General features: G+C 73.3%; 12 protein-coding genes. 6 read left to right on the top strand and 6 right to left on the bottom strand.

From position 1 onward, the window contains the following. The first annotated feature begins 80 nt into the window (after window positions 1-80). Window positions 81-1,175, top strand: coding sequence for a uroporphyrinogen decarboxylase (gene hemE / locus ACZ62B_RS13080; RefSeq protein ID WP_344556614.1), 1,095 nt, complete (start codon window positions 81-83; stop codon window positions 1,173-1,175). 103 nt (window positions 1,176-1,278) lie between these two features. After that, a complete protein-coding gene (locus tag ACZ62B_RS13075; protein ID WP_469690264.1) occupies window positions 1,279-3,324 on the top strand; it encodes a SpoIIE family protein phosphatase in 2,046 nt (681 codons plus the stop codon). 7 nt (window positions 3,325-3,331) lie between these two features. Here the strand turns inward: ACZ62B_RS13075 and ACZ62B_RS13070 are convergent, their stop codons facing one another. Next, complete coding sequence (locus ACZ62B_RS13070) at window positions 3,332-4,153, bottom strand: rhomboid family intramembrane serine protease (RefSeq protein WP_468890081.1); 822 nt, start codon at window positions 4,151-4,153, stop codon at window positions 3,332-3,334. A gap of 133 nt (window positions 4,154-4,286) precedes the next feature. On the opposite strand from ACZ62B_RS13070, the gene ACZ62B_RS13065 reads away from it, so the two are divergent. Next, a complete protein-coding gene (locus tag ACZ62B_RS13065) occupies window positions 4,287-4,607 on the top strand; it encodes a hypothetical protein (protein ID WP_468720241.1) in 321 nt (106 codons plus the stop codon). Window positions 4,608-4,715: 108 nt separating this feature from the next. On the opposite strand, the gene ACZ62B_RS13060 is transcribed toward ACZ62B_RS13065, so the two are convergent. Together ACZ62B_RS13060 and ACZ62B_RS13055 are read right to left on the bottom strand one after the other, a co-directional pair. Further along, a complete protein-coding gene (locus ACZ62B_RS13060; protein ID WP_468720243.1) occupies window positions 4,716-6,227 on the bottom strand; it encodes an FAD-dependent oxidoreductase in 1,512 nt (503 codons plus the stop codon). Window positions 6,228-6,275: 48 nt separating this feature from the next. Continuing rightward, window positions 6,276-7,268 (bottom strand): DUF4349 domain-containing protein, encoded by a 993-nt coding sequence (locus ACZ62B_RS13055; RefSeq protein WP_469690261.1) that lies wholly within the window; start codon window positions 7,266-7,268, stop codon window positions 6,276-6,278. 156 nt (window positions 7,269-7,424) lie between these two features. On the opposite strand from ACZ62B_RS13055, the gene hemG reads away from it, so the two are divergent. Together hemG and hemQ are read left to right on the top strand one after the other, a co-directional pair. Further along, complete coding sequence (gene hemG / locus ACZ62B_RS13050; RefSeq protein ID WP_469690259.1) at window positions 7,425-8,882, top strand: protoporphyrinogen oxidase; 1,458 nt, start codon at window positions 7,425-7,427, stop codon at window positions 8,880-8,882. 5 nt (window positions 8,883-8,887) lie between these two features. Next, window positions 8,888-9,619 carry a hydrogen peroxide-dependent heme synthase gene (gene hemQ, locus ACZ62B_RS13045; protein ID WP_469690257.1) on the top strand — a complete coding sequence of 244 codons (732 nt, stop codon included), beginning with the start codon at window positions 8,888-8,890 and terminating at the stop codon, window positions 9,617-9,619. On the opposite strand, the gene ACZ62B_RS13040 is transcribed toward hemQ, so the two are convergent. From ACZ62B_RS13040 to ACZ62B_RS13030, 3 genes are all read right to left on the bottom strand, one after another. Next, the gene (locus ACZ62B_RS13040) at window positions 9,620-11,233 is read right to left on the bottom strand and encodes an alpha/beta hydrolase (RefSeq protein ID WP_469690255.1); all 1,614 of its coding nucleotides are present in this window, start codon (window positions 11,231-11,233) and stop codon (window positions 9,620-9,622) included. It lies immediately after the preceding gene. Between the two features lie 93 nt (window positions 11,234-11,326). Continuing rightward, window positions 11,327-12,097 carry a TIGR04222 domain-containing membrane protein gene (locus ACZ62B_RS13035; RefSeq protein WP_344556598.1) on the bottom strand — a complete coding sequence of 257 codons (771 nt, stop codon included), beginning with the start codon at window positions 12,095-12,097 and terminating at the stop codon, window positions 11,327-11,329. Between the two features lie 107 nt (window positions 12,098-12,204). Beyond that, window positions 12,205-13,515 carry an MbnB/TglH/ChrH family RiPP precursor modification enzyme gene (locus tag ACZ62B_RS13030; protein WP_468720248.1) on the bottom strand — a complete coding sequence of 437 codons (1,311 nt, stop codon included), beginning with the start codon at window positions 13,513-13,515 and terminating at the stop codon, window positions 12,205-12,207. 309 nt (window positions 13,516-13,824) lie between these two features. On the opposite strand from ACZ62B_RS13030, the gene ACZ62B_RS13025 reads away from it, so the two are divergent. Then, complete coding sequence (locus ACZ62B_RS13025; RefSeq protein ID WP_469690254.1) at window positions 13,825-15,018, top strand: RNA-guided endonuclease InsQ/TnpB family protein; 1,194 nt, start codon at window positions 13,825-13,827, stop codon at window positions 15,016-15,018.

The following is a 15,018-nucleotide window of genomic DNA, read 5'->3' as shown; positions in this document are numbered from 1 at the left end:
CGCCGCCCGGCGGTGTCCGGATCCCGCCGGGCGGGCCCTGGGGTCAGGGCGCGCCGGCGGGGCGTGCGAGACTGGCCGGTGTGAGTGCCAACGCAGGCCCGACGGGCCAGACGCCGACCGCGACCCCCGATCCCGTCAGGAACGACGCGGTCCAGGAATCCGCCTTCCTCAAGGCGTGCCGGCGCGAGCCCGTGCCGCACACGCCGGTGTGGTTCATGCGGCAGGCCGGGCGCTCACTGCCGGAGTACCGCAAGGTCCGCGAGGGCATCGGGATGCTCGACTCCTGCATGCGCCCCGACCTGGTCACCGAGATCACGCTCCAGCCGGTGCGCCGCCACCACGTCGACGCGGCGATCTACTTCAGCGACATCGTCGTACCCCTCAAGGCCATCGGCCTCGACCTCGACATCAAGCCCGGCATCGGCCCGGTCGTCGAGCAGCCCGTGCGCACCCGCGCCGACCTCGCCCGGCTGCGCGACCTCACCCCCGAGGACGTCTCCTACGTCACCGAGGCGATCGGCATGCTGACCCGCGAGCTCGGGTCCACCCCGCTCATCGGCTTCGCGGGCGCCCCGTTCACCCTCGCGAGCTACCTCGTCGAGGGCGGCCCGTCCCGTACGTACGAGAACGCCAAGGCGATGATGTACGGCGACCCGGAGCTCTGGGCCGACCTGCTCGACCGCCTCGCCGACATCACGGCCGCGTTCCTGAAGGTCCAGATCGCGGCCGGCGCCTCGGCCGTCCAGCTCTTCGACTCCTGGGCCGGCGCGCTCGCCCCCGCCGACTACCGGCGCTCGGTGCTGCCCGCCTCGGCGAAGGTGTTCGACGCGGTGGCCGGCCACGGCGTCCCGCGCATCCACTTCGGCGTGGGCACCGGCGAGCTGCTGGGGCTCATGGGCGAGGCCGGCGCGGACGTCGTCGGCGTCGACTGGCGCGTCCCGATGGACGAGGCCGCCCGCCGCGTCGGCCCCGGCAAGGCACTCCAGGGCAACCTGGACCCGACCGTGCTGTTCGCCGGCCGGGAGGCCGTCGAGACGAAGGCGCGGGAGGTCCTGGACACGGCCACCGGCCTGGAGGGCCACATCTTCAACCTCGGCCACGGCGTCATGCCGTCCACCGACCCGGACGCCCTGACCCGCCTCGTGGAGTACGTCCACACGCAGACCGCGCGCTGAACCCACCGCGTACGCGCCGCACGCGCGTCGGAACCCGGGGGCGGGGTACTGGGCACACGATGCCCGCCACGTTCGCTCCCGGGTACCGGCAGGTGGAGGCCCCATGAGGCTCGACATGTTCGACCCCGCCCCGATCGGCGTGGTCGCCACCCAGGGGCCGGAGCACCGGCTCGCGTACATGAACGCCGTCTACCGGGACACCTTCGGCGACCGTCCGCTGGGCCGGACGATCCGCGACGCCTTCCCCGACCTCGCGCAGTCCGGCTACTTCGACATCTTCGACCGGGTCTTCGCCACGGGCACGGCCGAGGTGCTCACCGCCGTACCCGTCGACCTGGCCTACCCGGGATCGGCGGACGGCGCAACCCGCTACTTCTCGTTCAGCATCTCCCGCGCCACGATGAGCGACGGCCGGCTCGGCGTGCTCGGCGTGATCGTCGAGGTCACCGAGCAGGTGACCGGCGAGGAACGGATCCGCGTCCTGTCCGAGGAGCGCCGCCGCGCGCTGCAGCGCTACCGCAGCCTGGTGAACGCGAGCTCCCAGATCGTGTGGGTGACCGGCCCCAAGGGCGGGGTGACCGAGCCGAGTCCCGGCTGGCAGCGGGTGACCGGGCAGAGCTGGGAGGAGTTCCGCGGCGACGGATGGATCGACGCCCTCCACCCCGACGACCGCGCCGCCACCGTCGAGTCGTGGCAACGGGCGCTGGACGAGCAGGCGCCCCGCTGGACCCACACCTACCGGCTGCGGCTGGCCGCCGGCGGCTACCGTCACTTCGCCGTCGACGCCGCACCGGTGTGCGACGGGGACACGGTGATCGAGTGGATGGGCACCTGCGCGGACGTCGAGCAGGAGTGGCAGGAGTCCCGCCGTGAGGAACTGCTGGCGCGGGCCGCCACCGCCACGGCCGGCATCGTACGGCTGGACGAGATGTTCACCGCCCTCGCCGAGGTGATCGTGCCGGACATCGCCGACGGCTGCACCGTCCACCTCCTCCCGCACGCCCTGCACCGGCTGCCCGGCACCCCGCTGACCGCGCAGCGCATCACCGCGACCACCTGCGAGGGCCTGCCCGACCTGCCCCCGCACCGCGAGGAACACCTGCGGCCCGGCAGCCCGCTCGCCCGCGCCGCCGACCGGCGCAGCCCGCTCCACGCCGTCTTCCCGCCCGGCGAACCCCCGCCGGAGATCGCCCCGCCCGACGGCGAACCCTGGCTGGCCGAGGGGGTCAACAGCGTCGTGGTGTTCCCCGTCGTCGTCGGCGGCACCACCGCCGCCCTGGTCACCGTCTCCACCAGCGGCGACCGCCCTCCCCTCGGCCGGACCGAGATCGGCCTGCTGCAGACCCTCCTGGAACGCGCCCACACCCCCCTCAGCAACGCCCTGGAGTACCAGCGCACCCGGCAGGTGGCGCTGGCCCTCCAGCGCAGCCTGCTCACCGATCCGCCGGACGTGCCCGGCCTCGACATTGCCGTCCGCTACCGGCCCAGCACCGCGGCCGCCGAGGTCGGCGGCGACTGGTACGACTCGTTCGTGCTGCGCGACGGCGCCACCGTCCTCACCATCGGCGACGTCTCCGGCCACGACCTGCCCGCCGCCGTCACCATGAGCCAGCTGCGCAACATGCTCCGCGGACTCACCCTGGACCGCCAGGAACCGACCGGCACGATCCTGCGCCGGCTGGACATCGCCGTGCAGACCCTCTCCCTGGAGTTCACCGCCACCTGCGTCCTGGCCCGCGTCGAACGCCCGGCCCCCGGCCGTTTCCAGCTCAACTACTCCGTGGCGGGACACCCGCCGCCCCTGCTGGTCGGGGCGGACGGCACCGCGCGCTTCCTGACCGGCGCCCGCTCCCCGATGCTCGGACTCGACCCCCGGCCCGAGTACGCCAGCGCCGTGGAGCCGCTGCTGCCCGGCTCGACCCTGCTGCTGTACACCGACGGACTGGTGGAGCGCCGCGAGGAGGACCTGACCGTCGGCCTGGAGCGGCTGCGGCTGCACGCCTCGACCGCCGTCGGACACCCGCTGGAGGCCTTCTGCGACGCACTGCTCGCCGACCAGCTCACCGTGGACAACGACGACGACGTGGCCCTGCTGGCCCTGCGCCTGCCCCCGGCCCCCGCGGACGACCGCGGGACAGCCGGCCGGTAGGGGCGGGCTACCGGCCCGGCCGCGCCCGCCGCCCGAAGACGACGCCGCGTGGCTCGGGCGGCGGGGGAGTGCCCCGGCGCAGCGGCCAGGCGAGCAGCATGCCGGCCACGAAGCCGACGACGTGCGCCACGTACGCCACCGTCCCGGCGTCGGTGACGCCCCGGCCGGACGAGTACACCGCCTGGAGCACGAACCACATGCCCAGCACGGTCCAGGCGGGCAGCCGCAGCGGCAGGAAGATCAGGAACGGTACGAGCACCCACACGCGCGCCTTCGGATACAGCACCAGGTAGGCGCCCAGCACCCCGGCGACGGCCCCGGAGGCGCCGATCAGGGGCTCGCCCGAGTCGGCGTTCAGCAGGGCGAAACCGTACGAGGCCGCGTAACCGCAGACGGCGTAGAAGAGCAGGAAGCGGACGTGGCCCATGCGGTCCTCGACGTTGTTGCCGAAGATCCACAGGAACAGCATGTTGCCCAGCAGGTGCAGCCAGCCGCCGTGCAGGAACATCGCCGTCAGGACGCTCAGCTCCGGTGACTTGTCGTAGCCCGGCGCACCGATCACGCATCCCGGACCCTGCGGGCCCACCCCGGTGTCGCCCGTGGGCACCAGGTTCGGCATCCGGTGGTGGATCAGCTCCCGCGGCACCACCGCGTACCGGTCCAGGAACGCCTGGAGGTGACACAGGTCGGCCAGGTCGCTCCCGCCGGCCAGGGAACCGGCGACACCGGGCGTGAGGACGACGAAGACGACGAAGTTGGCGGCGAGCAGCGCGTACGTCACCCAGGGGGTGCGCCGCGCGGGGTTCACGTCATGGACGGGGATGACCACATCCCCCTTGTGCCCGGGCGGCGGCCGGTGAACCCGCGGCGCCGCTGAACACCGCCGTCCGGTCGTACGTATGACTCGTCAACCGTCCGCGGCGCGGGGAAGGGGCCGCTGGGCCGACGTGAGGAAACTGGCGATGAACGACCGAGTGACTCCCGCGATGCACGCGCTGCCCGACGGCGAGGCCGAGCTCACGCTCGTGGTGCGCCTTCCGTGGGAGGACGTCGCCCGGCTGGGTCAGGAGGCGGGGCGGCTCGCCTCGCAGATGCGGCGGCCGGTCACACTGGACGAGGCGGTGAGCCACCGGTTGCGTTCCGCGAAGGCTGCTGCGCATGCGAGGCCGGCGGGGGAGCCGGCGCCGTCGGTGCCGTCGAGTGCCTCGGTGTCCTCATTGCCGTCCCGGCCGCCGGCCGAGCAGGCGCGGCAGGCGATCGAGAGGATCAATGGGACGGGGTGAGGCCTGGTGGAAGGCGCCGTAAGGGGTGCGGTTGCGTTGCGAAGTGCCGGCCGTGTGGCTTGTCGCGCAGTTCCCCGCGCCCCTGGAGGGGCGCTCACCGTACCCCCTCTACACAGTTGCCCTGATTTTCGCCGACGCCTTTCTGGCCGCCACCAGGATCGGGTCCCAGACCGGGGAGAACGGTGGGGCGTAGCCCAGGTCCAGGGCTGTCATCTGGTCGACCGTCATGCCGGCCGTCAGGGCCACCGCCGCGATGTCCACGCGTTTGCCCGCGCCCTCGTGGCCGACGATCTGGACGCCCAGGAGGCGGCCGGTGCGCAGTTCGGCGAGCATCTTCACCGTCATGGGGGAGGCGTTCGGGTAGTAGCCCGCGCGGCTGGTCGACTCGATGGTGACCGCCTCGAAGCGCAGGCCCGCGCGGTGGGCGTCCTTCTCCCGCAGCCCGGTGCGCGCGATCTCCAGGTCGCACACCTTGCTGACCGCCGTACCGACCACGCCGGGGAAGGTGGCGTAGCCGCCGCCGACGTTGGCGCCGATGATCTGGCCGTGCTTGTTGGCGTGCGTGCCCAGCGGGATGTGCCGCTGCTGTCCGGAGACCAGGTCGAGGACCTCCACGCAGTCGCCGCCGGCCCAGACGTTCTCGTGCCCGCGCACCCGCATCGACCGGTCGGTGAGCAGTCCGCCGTGTTCCCCCAGGGGGAGTCCGGCGGCCCGTGCCAGGGTGGTCTCCGGGCGTACCCCGATGCCGAGCACGACGACGTCCGCCGGGTACTCGGCGTCCTCGGTGGCGACCGCGCGCACCCTGCCGTCGTCCCCGGTGAGCAGCTTGGTGACCGCGGCGTCGTTCACCATGGTGATGCCCAGGCCCTCCATGGCCCGGTGCACCAGGCGCCCCATGTCGGGGTCGAGGGTCGCCATGGGCTCCCTGCCGCGGTTGACGACCGTCACCTCGTAGCCACGGTTGATCATCGCCTCGGCCATTTCCACGCCGATGTAACCCGCCCCGACGACCACCGCGCGCCCGTGCCGGAGGAGCGCGCCGGTGTCGAGACCGCGAACGCGCGGAGGCCCGAAGGGCTGAGCACGATCGGGGTCTCGACGCCGGCTTTGGCGCTCCGGAGGCACGGAATCAATGGGTCCGCGCGTGCGGGACAGCGTGTCGAGGAGGGCCTGTCCGTCGTCGAGGGTCTGCACGCCGTGCACCCCGGGGGCGTCCATGCCGGGCAGCTCCGGACGGATCGGCCGCGCGCCGGTCGCGATCACCAGTTTGTCGTACGACGTCCAGGACTCGGCGCCGGAGTCGACGTCCCGCGCGCGTACCCGCCCCCGGTCGAGGTCGAGTTCCGTGACCTCGGTGCGCAGCCGCAGATCGATGTCCCGCGCGCGGTGCTCCTCGGCGGTGCGCGCGATCAGCCGGTCCCGGTCGGGGACGTCACCGCCCACCCAGTAGGGGATGCCGCACGCCGAGAAGGAGGTGAAGTGGCCGCGTTCGAACGCCACGATCTCCAGCTCGTCCGGCCCCTTCAGCCGGCGGGCCTGTGACGCCGCGGACATCCCCGCGGCGTCACCGCCGATCACCACCAGGCGTTCCCTCGCACCGCGCGCATCGCTCATGTTCATGTGAACACGCTACGGGGGCAGGGGATTTCAGGCCCGTTCGAGGGGGTGTCAGTCCTTCCCCTCCTCGTCCGGCACCGGCCGGGCCGCCGGCAGCGGGCCGAGGGCGGTCGGCACGGGTGCCGGCTCCGGCCGCCGCGGCAGCCGGGGGCGTACGACCTTCCGCCACAGCAGGACCAGCAGCACCGCCACCGCCGCGAACGGCAGTACCGCGCCGATCGCCACCGCCAGCCAGCGCAGCATCGTCACGAACGCGTCCCAGCCGCCCGCGAGGGCGTCCACGAACCCCGGGTCGTCGTCCTTCTTCTCCGCCTCCTCCACCGGCGTCTCGGACAGGGACAGGGTGATGGTGGCCAGGCTCGTACGGTCCTTCAGGGACGCCTGCTGGGCGAGCAGGGCCTCCAGGTCGGCCTGGCGGCTGCTCAGCTCGCCCTCCAGGGTGACCACGTCACTGAGCTTTGTGGCCCGGTCCATCAGCTCGCGGATACGGGCCACGCTGGCCCGCTGGGTCGTGATCCGGCTCTCCACGTCGACGACCTGGTCGGTGACGTCCTGCGCCTTCGCGCTGCGTTCGAGGAGCTTGCCGGTGCCCTCCAGGTCGGCGAGGACCTCGTCGTACTCCCCGACGGGCACGCGCAGCACCACGCGTGTGTGCTCGTGGCCCTCCTCGTCCCGGTCGGTGGTCTCGTCGCCGATGTAGCCGCCCGCGTTCTCGGTCGTCGTCCGGGCCTCGTCCAGCGCCTTCGGGACGTCCTCGACCCGCACGGTCAGGGAGGCGGTGCGGATGATGTGGTTCGCGGTGGTCTTCGGCGGCGCGGTCGCCCGCGCGCCGTCCGCCGAGCCGCCGGGGGCGCCCTGCTTCGCGTCCTCCTGCGCGGCCTGGCCTTCCGCCCGCCCTTCCGCCGGCGCGGCGGCGGCCTTGTCGGCGGCCCCGGCCGCGCCGGAGTCGTCGCCCGCGCCGCTGCACCCGCTGACGGCGAGGGCAGCCGCCAGCAGGACCCCGGCCAGGGCGTGGGCGGGGCGTAGGGATCGTCGTGTGCGCATATGGGGCTCCCCCGGTGTCGTGACGACTGACGTTCCTTCGACGCGGGAGGGGCGCGGAACGTTGGCGCCGGACGGTCCCGATGCGGTCACGGTAGGGACTCGACAGGGCCACATGGCCCTGGTGGGAGTGCCGGTGGCGTTTGAGAGGGTGGAGCCATGAGCGGATCACATGCGGGCTCCGGGCGGCACGTCGTCGTCGTCGGAGCCGGAATCGCCGGGCTGGCCGCCGCCCACCGGCTGCGGGAGCACGGGGCGCGGGTCACCGTGCTGGAGGCCTCGGAGCGGGTCGGCGGCAAGCTGCTGCCGGGGGAGATCGCGGGCGTGCGCGTCGACCTCGGCGCCGAGTCGTTGCTGGCCCGCCGCCCCGAGGCGGTGGGTCTCGCCCGCGCGGTGGGCCTCGCCGACCGGCTCCAGCCGCCGGCCACCGCCACCGCCTCGCTGTGGACCCGGGACGCCCTGCGCCCCATGCCCAAGGGCCACGTCATGGGCGTGCCCGGCACCGCCGAGGCCCTCGCCGGCGTCCTGTCCGACGAGGGGCTGGCCCGGATCGGGCGCGACGCCGACCTGCCCCGCACCGAGGTCGGCGACGACGTGGCCGTCGGCGAGTACGTGGCGGCGCGCGTCGGCCGCGAGGTCGTCGACCGCCTGGTGGAGCCCCTGCTCGGCGGGGTGTACGCCGGTGACGCGTACCGCATCTCGATGCGCTCGGCGGTCCCGCAGCTCTTCGAGGCCGCCCGGACCCACACCTCCCTCACCGAGGCGGTCCGCGGGATCCAGGCGAAGTCCGCCGCCTCGGCGGGGACCGGCCCCGTCTTCATGGGCATCGCGGGCGGGGTGGGCACCCTCCCGCTCGCGGTCGCCGACGCGCTGCGGGCGGACGGCGTGGAGATCCTCACCGGCACGCCGGTCACGGAGCTGCGCCGCGAACCGGAGGACGGCTGGCGGGTCGTCGCCGGGGACCGGGCGCTGCACGCCGACGCGGTCGTCGTCGCCGTCCCCGCCCCGGCCGCCGCCGGCCTGCTGCGCGCCGAGGCGCCCGGCGCCGCCGCCGAACTCGCCGGCGTCGAGTACGCCTCCATGGCGCTGATCACCCTCGCCTACCGCCGCGCGGAGACCGGTCTGCCCGAGGGCAGCGGATTCCTGGTGCCGCCGGTCGACGGCCGCACCATCAAGGCGTCCACCTTCGCCTCCGCCAAATGGGGCTGGATCGCCGAGGAGAACCCGGACCTGGTCGTCCTGCGCACCTCCGTGGGCCGCCACGGCGAGACGGAGATCCTCCGCCGTGACGACGCCGGCCTCGTGGAGGTCTCCCGGCACGACCTGAAGGCCGCCGTCGGCCTGGACGCCGCCCCGGTCGCCACCCGCGTCACCCGTTGGGACGACGGCCTGCCCCAGTACCCTGTCGGGCACCACGCGCGCGTGGCCCGCGTCCGCGAGCACCTCGCCGGGCTCGCCGGCCTCGCCGTGTGCGGCGCGGCCTACGACGGCGTCGGCGTCCCCGCGTGCATCGCGAGCGCGTACGCCGCCGCCGACCAGATCCACGGTGACCTGCACGGTGTGCAGGAGCTCACCGCCCACCCGGTGCAGAGCCTCCACGGAGGAGCAGGAGAATAAGGGACATGAGTGACGACGCCACCACCCCCGCCCCCGACCGGATCCCGAACAAGGGCAAGCTGGCCAAGGACCTCAACGAGGTCATCCGCTACACCCTCTGGTCCGTCTTCAAGCTGAAGGACGTCCTGCCGGAGGACCGCGCCGGGTACGCCGACGAGGTCCAGGAGCTGTTCGACCAGCTCGCCGCCAAGGACGTCACGATCCGCGGCACCTACGACCTGTCGGGCCTGCGCGCGGACGCCGACCTCATGATCTGGTGGCACGCCGAGACCGCCGACCGGCTCCAGGAGGCGTACAACCTGTTCCGCCGCACCAGGCTGGGCCGCGCCCTCGAGCCGGTCTGGTCGAACATGGCGCTGCACCGGCCCGCCGAGTTCAACCGGTCGCACATCCCGGCGTTCCTCGCCGACGAGACGCCCCGCGACTACGTGAGCGTCTACCCCTTCGTGCGCTCCTACGACTGGTACCTGCTGCCCGACGAGGACCGCCGGCGCATGCTCGCCGACCACGGCAAGATGGCCCGCGGCTACCCCGACGTGCGCGCCAACACGGTCGCCTCGTTCTCCCTGGGCGACTACGAGTGGATCCTCGCCTTCGAGGCCGACGAGCTGGACCGGATCGTCGACCTCATGCGCCACCTGCGCGGCTCGGAGGCCCGGATGCACGTCCGCGAGGAGGTCCCGTTCTTCACGGGCCGCCGCAAGGACGTCGCGGAACTGGTCGCGGGCCTGGCCTGATCAGACGGCGGGCCGGGCCGCTGCGGCCTCCCGGTCCGCCGACGCCGGCGCCGGTTTCGGTTCCGGGTGCGGTGCGCAGGAGGCGCGCCGCCCCGGCACCCGGCCGGTGAGCAGATACGCCTCCAGGTGGCCGTGCACGCAGGCGTTGGCCCCGCCCGCGAGGCCGTGGCTGCCGGCGTCCCGCTCGGTCACCAGCGCCGACCCCGCCAGCCGCCGGTGCAGCTCCAGGGCCCCGTCGTACGGGGTGGCCGCGTCCCGCTCCGCCGCCAGGATCAGCGTCGGCGGCAGCTCACCGCTCCCCGCGCGCACGTCCAGCGGCCGCTGCCGGGGCGCCCGCCAGTAGGCGCACGGCAGGTTGGTCCACACATTGCCCCAGGTCTCGAAGGGCGCCCGGCGCGCGAGCCGGGTGTTGTCCCGGTCCCACACCGCCCAGTCCGTGGGCCAGGGCGCGTCGTTGCACTCCACGGCGAGGTACACCGCCCGCGCGTTCTCCGCCTCCGCCGCCGCCTCCGGATACTCCTGCGCCTGCTCGACCAGCGGCCCGGGATCGCCCTTCAGATACGCCGACAGCGCCTGCGCCCGGTGCGGCCAGTGGTCGTCGTAGTAGCCGGCCTTCAGGAACGCCGCCTGCAACTGTCCGGGCCCGACCTTCCCGCCCGCCGGTTCCTTCGCCAGCCGCGCGCGGGCCTTGTCGTAACTGCCCTGCACCTCGCGCGCCGTGTCCCCCAGCCCGTACACGTCGTCGTGCCGGGCGGCCCAGGCCCGGAAGTCCGCCCAGCGGTCCTCGAACGCCGCCGACTGGTCGAGGTTGTTGCGGTACCAGATCCGCTCCGGGTCCGGGTTCACCGCCGAGTCGAACACCATCCGCCGTACGTGCGAGGGGAACAGCGTGGCGTACAGCGCCCCGAGGTACGTGCCGTACGACGAGCCCAGGAACGTCAGCCGGTTCTCGCCGAGCGCGGCGCGCAGGACGTCCAGGTCGCGGGCGTTGTTGAGCGAGTTGTAGTACCGCAGGGAGTCGCCGTTCCGTTCGGCGCACCCCTTCGCGTACGCCTTGGCCCGCGCGACGCGCTCCCGTTTGTACGCCGCCGTGGGGTGGACGGGCGCCTTCGAGGGGCCCTCGAAGAACGTCCCCGGGTCCGTGCAGGACAGCGGGGCCGAACGGCCCACCCCGCGCGGGGCGTAGCCGACGAGGTCGTACGCCGCCGCGAGGCGCTTCCACTCGGGCAGCGCGCCCATCATCGGGAAGTACACGCCGGTGGCGCCCGGCCCGCCCGGGTTGTGGACCAGGGACCCCTGCCTGCGCACCTCGCGCTTGCCGTCGCCGGGGTCCTTCCCGGTGGCCCGGGCGCGGCTGACGGTGAGTTCGATCTGCTTCCCGTCCGGGTGGGCGTAGTCGAGCGGGACGCGGACCGTACCGCACCGGACGGTGCCGGGGAGCCCCTGTTCGGCGGGGCAGGCGCCGAAGTCGATGCCCTCCGCCGCGGCCCGCGCGGCGGCCGTCGCGGTGCCGCGCAGTCCGGCGTCGGTGGTTCCCGCGCCGGCCGGGGCGGCGGCCAGGGTGGTGAGCAGCAAGGACCCGGCGGCCACATGGACGGCGGCGGCGGTTCTCATCGACGAACGATCCCTTCGGTGTACAACAGCGACAAAAGGGATGTTTCGCTCGGTGTTGGCGTGAGGCAAGCACCGCCCGCCGGGGTGTCGGCGTCAATGCCCTTCGCGGGGCCCCCGGTGCGCGAAGGCCGCGCGCAGTTCCGGCTCGCCCACCGCGCGGATGCCGTGCACCGCGACGGACGTGAGATACGTACGGTCGTCGTCGGCGCCGCGGGACAGCTCGCCCAGCAGACGCCGACCGGCCGGGGAGGCCCAGGGCGAGTACGGGTGGACCTCGAACCGCGCGACGGCCAGACAGCCCAGCGTGAAGACCAGCGGCAGCGCGAACCACAGCGCCACCAGGTGGCGCGGCATGTCCGACGGGACGGGCATGAGCAGGGCGGCCACCCCCAGCCCCGCCACGGCCGGCACGGCGAGCCGCACCTGCCGTACCCCCTCCGCGACGGTCGTGCCGGCGCCGTCGGGCACCGCCAGCCCGGCGCCGACCAGCCGCTCGGCGATCTTGCGCACGGCGTCCGCGGTCGCCGCGGCGGCCCGCACCGGCGCGAGGGGCGACTGTCCTTGAGGCCCTATCGCCCCTATCACCGACCGCTCCATCTCGTCCCGCCCGCGCGGATCGACCACCGTCGCCCAGCCGGTGTGCGCGAGCAGCAGCCGCCGCTGACGGGCCATCGCGACGAGCGTGACGTCGGCGACCCGCCCGGGACCACCGGACAGGAACGCGGCCTCGTACAGCGTCAGATCGCGTCCCGCCCCCGCGCCGGAGTCGGCCACGGCGGCGCCGCGCACGGCGGCCAGACACAGCCGCAGGCACGCCACACCGGCGACGGCCCAGGCCAGGAGCAGAAGAGGGACCCAGAACATGAGTCGTTTGTAAGCGCGCGGTCGCGACAACACCATGCCTTGTTCACGATCCGGGACGGAGCGTTGTCGGTATGTGACGTTCCGCTTGGATTGTCGGGCGCCGGCGGTCAGCGCCGCAGCAGCACCCGCCGGGTGGCCCGCGCCAGCCGCACCGCCGGCCTGCGCGAACGCGGCCTCGACCCCGACCGCTCCAGCCACCACTCCAGCAACTCGCGCCGCGCCGACGCGTCCTCGGGCCGCCCGGCCAGCACATGCTCGGCGAAGTCCAGCGCGTCCCGCCGGTAGCCGTCGGTCATCGGCCGCGTCCGCGCGTACGCGAGGAAGGCGGCCCGGTACCCGTCCCCGAGGATCACCGGCAGCTCGGGCGCGACCTTGGCGACGACATCGGCCCGCTTGGCGGCGAGCGCCCGCGCCTGCACCCCCATCCGCACCCGGTCGAACCCCTCCGGCACGGGCGCCTGGGCGACCAGCGCGGACAGCACCGCGGTCTGGGCGAGCGCGAGCCGCTCCCGGGCGGCCCCGAGGGAGCCCTGCCGCGGCCCGGGCCGGACACCCACGACCGCCGCCGCGCCCACGCCCGCGTCCCGGCGCTCCGCCCCCTCCTCGACCGCCCGCCGGATCGCGCCCAACTCCCGCTCCATCTCCTCCGCTTCCGGGAAGTTCTCGTCCCGCTCCAGCAGCACACCGGGAGGGGCGACCCGGGAGGCGAGGTCGGTGAGCACGTCGAGCACCGGCTGCGGCACGGGATGGGCGTGGCTGTCGTGCCACACGCCGTCCCGCTCGAACCCGCCCGCGACATGGACGTACGCGATGGCCTCCAGGGGCAGTTCGGCGAGCGCCTTGGCCGGGTCCTCGCCCCGGTTGACGTGGTTGGTGTGCAGGTTGGCGACGTCGATGAGGAGCCGTACGCCGGTCCGGTCGGCCAGCTCGTACAGGAACTGCCCCTCGGTCATCTCCTCGCCGGGCCAGGAGATCAGCGCGGCGATGTTCTCCACGGCGAGCGGCACGGGCAGCGCGTCCTGGGCGATACGGACGTTCTCGCACAGCACGTCGAGGGCGTCACGGGTGCGCGGCACGGGCAGCAGGTGCCCGGCCTCGATCGGCGACGACGCGGTCAGCGCCCCGCCCGCCCGGACGAACGCGATGTGCTCGGTGACGAGCGGCGACCGCAGCGTCCCGGCCCGCTCGGCGAGGGCGGCCAGCCGCCCCTCGTCGGGCCGCTCGGCCCCGCCCAGCCCCAGCGAGACCCCGTGCGGTACGACGGTCACCCCCCGCTCACGCAACCGCGTCAGCGACTCGGGCAGATGCCCGGGACACACGTTCTCGGCCACGACCTCGACCCAGTCGATCCCCGGCATGCCCTCGACGGCCTCCGCGATCTCCGGCCGCCACCCGATCCCCGTCCCCAGTCGCACCATCGTCCCCTCCTCCACCGGCGTGTCCGGCCCCCCGTAGGTGAGAGGGATATGGCCCCTCGCCGCACCTCCGAACCGTGCCCCGGCGCCTTTCAGAGCAATATTTGAGCTTCGGAGGGGTGAGCGAAGGGCGGACGCATGGCTTCGTCGCCGTTTCATCTGAGTCCTTTCGTTTCCCCCCTCGCTTTCAGGCGGAGAGGAAACGAGACCCCTGTGAGTCAGGGCATTGAGCGGGTTTACGCCGTCAGGGCGGAAAATCGTGCCCTGATCGGCAGTTTTGGTCATCACTGGTAGCTGCGCTAGTTTGTAAGCGTGACCACGACGTGCGTGAGGCGGGCGTTCAAGTACCGCTTCCATCCGACCGATGCGCAGGCGGCCGAGCTGTCGCGCACGTTCGGCTGCGTCCGCAAGGTCTACAACCTGGCACTGGCTGCCCGCACCGAGGCGTGGGCGCGGCGGGAGCGGGTCAACTACAACCAGACGTCGGCGATGCTGACGGCCTGGAAGAAAACCGAGGAACTCGCCTACCTGAACGAGGTGTCCTCGGTGCCGCTCCAGCAGTGCCTGCGCCACTTGCAGGCGGCGTTCACCCACTTCTTCGGCAAACAAGCGAAGTACCCGCGGTTCAAGTCGAGGAAGAAGTCCCGCAAGTCGGCCGAGTACACCACCAGCGGCTTCCGTTACCGGAACGGGCATCTGACGCTGGCGAAGATGGCGCAGCCGCTGGACATCGTGTGGTCCCGGCCGCTGCCGCAGGGGGTGCAGCCGTCCACGGTGACCGTCTCACAGGACCCGGCCGGGCGCTGGTTCGTGTCCCTGCTGTGCGACGACCCCACCGTCCAGCCCCTCCCGGCCACCGATACGGCGGTCGGCATCGACGTCGGCCTGGACCACCTGCTGACCCTCTCCACCGGGGAGAAGATCACCAACCCCCGGCACGAGCGCAAGGACCGTGCCCGCCTCGCAAAGGCCCAACGGGAGCTGTCGCGGAAGGCGAAAGGCTCGGCGAACCGGGCCAAGGCCCGACGCAAGGTCGTCCGCATTCATGCCCGCATCGCCGACCGCAGGCGCGACCTGCTGCACAAGCTGACCACCCGACTCGTGCGTGAAAACCAAACGCTCGTGATCGAGGACCTGACCGTGCGCAGCATGGTCAAGAACCGGAACCTGGCCCGCGCCATCAGCGATGCCGCGTGGTTCCAGTTCCGCAGCATGCTGGAGTACAAGGCCGCCTGGTACGGGCGGGAAGTGATCGCGGTCGACCGCTTCTTCCCCTCCTCCAGGCTCTGCTCCGCCTGCGGCGCCCTGCAAGGCAGGATGCCGCTGCAGGTCCGCACCTGGGCCTGTTGCTGCGGCGCGACCCACGACCGGGACGTGAACGCAGCCGAGAACCTGCTGGCCGTCGGACTGACGGTGTCAGCCTGTGGAGCCGGTGTAAGACCCCAACGGAGAACTCCGGGCGGGCAGTCGGCAGTGAAGCAGGAAACCCCACGGCGCGAGCCGTAG

The organism is Streptomyces sp. NPDC053426 (assembly GCF_055585405.1).
This window is presented reverse-complemented; position numbering and strand designations above follow the sequence as displayed.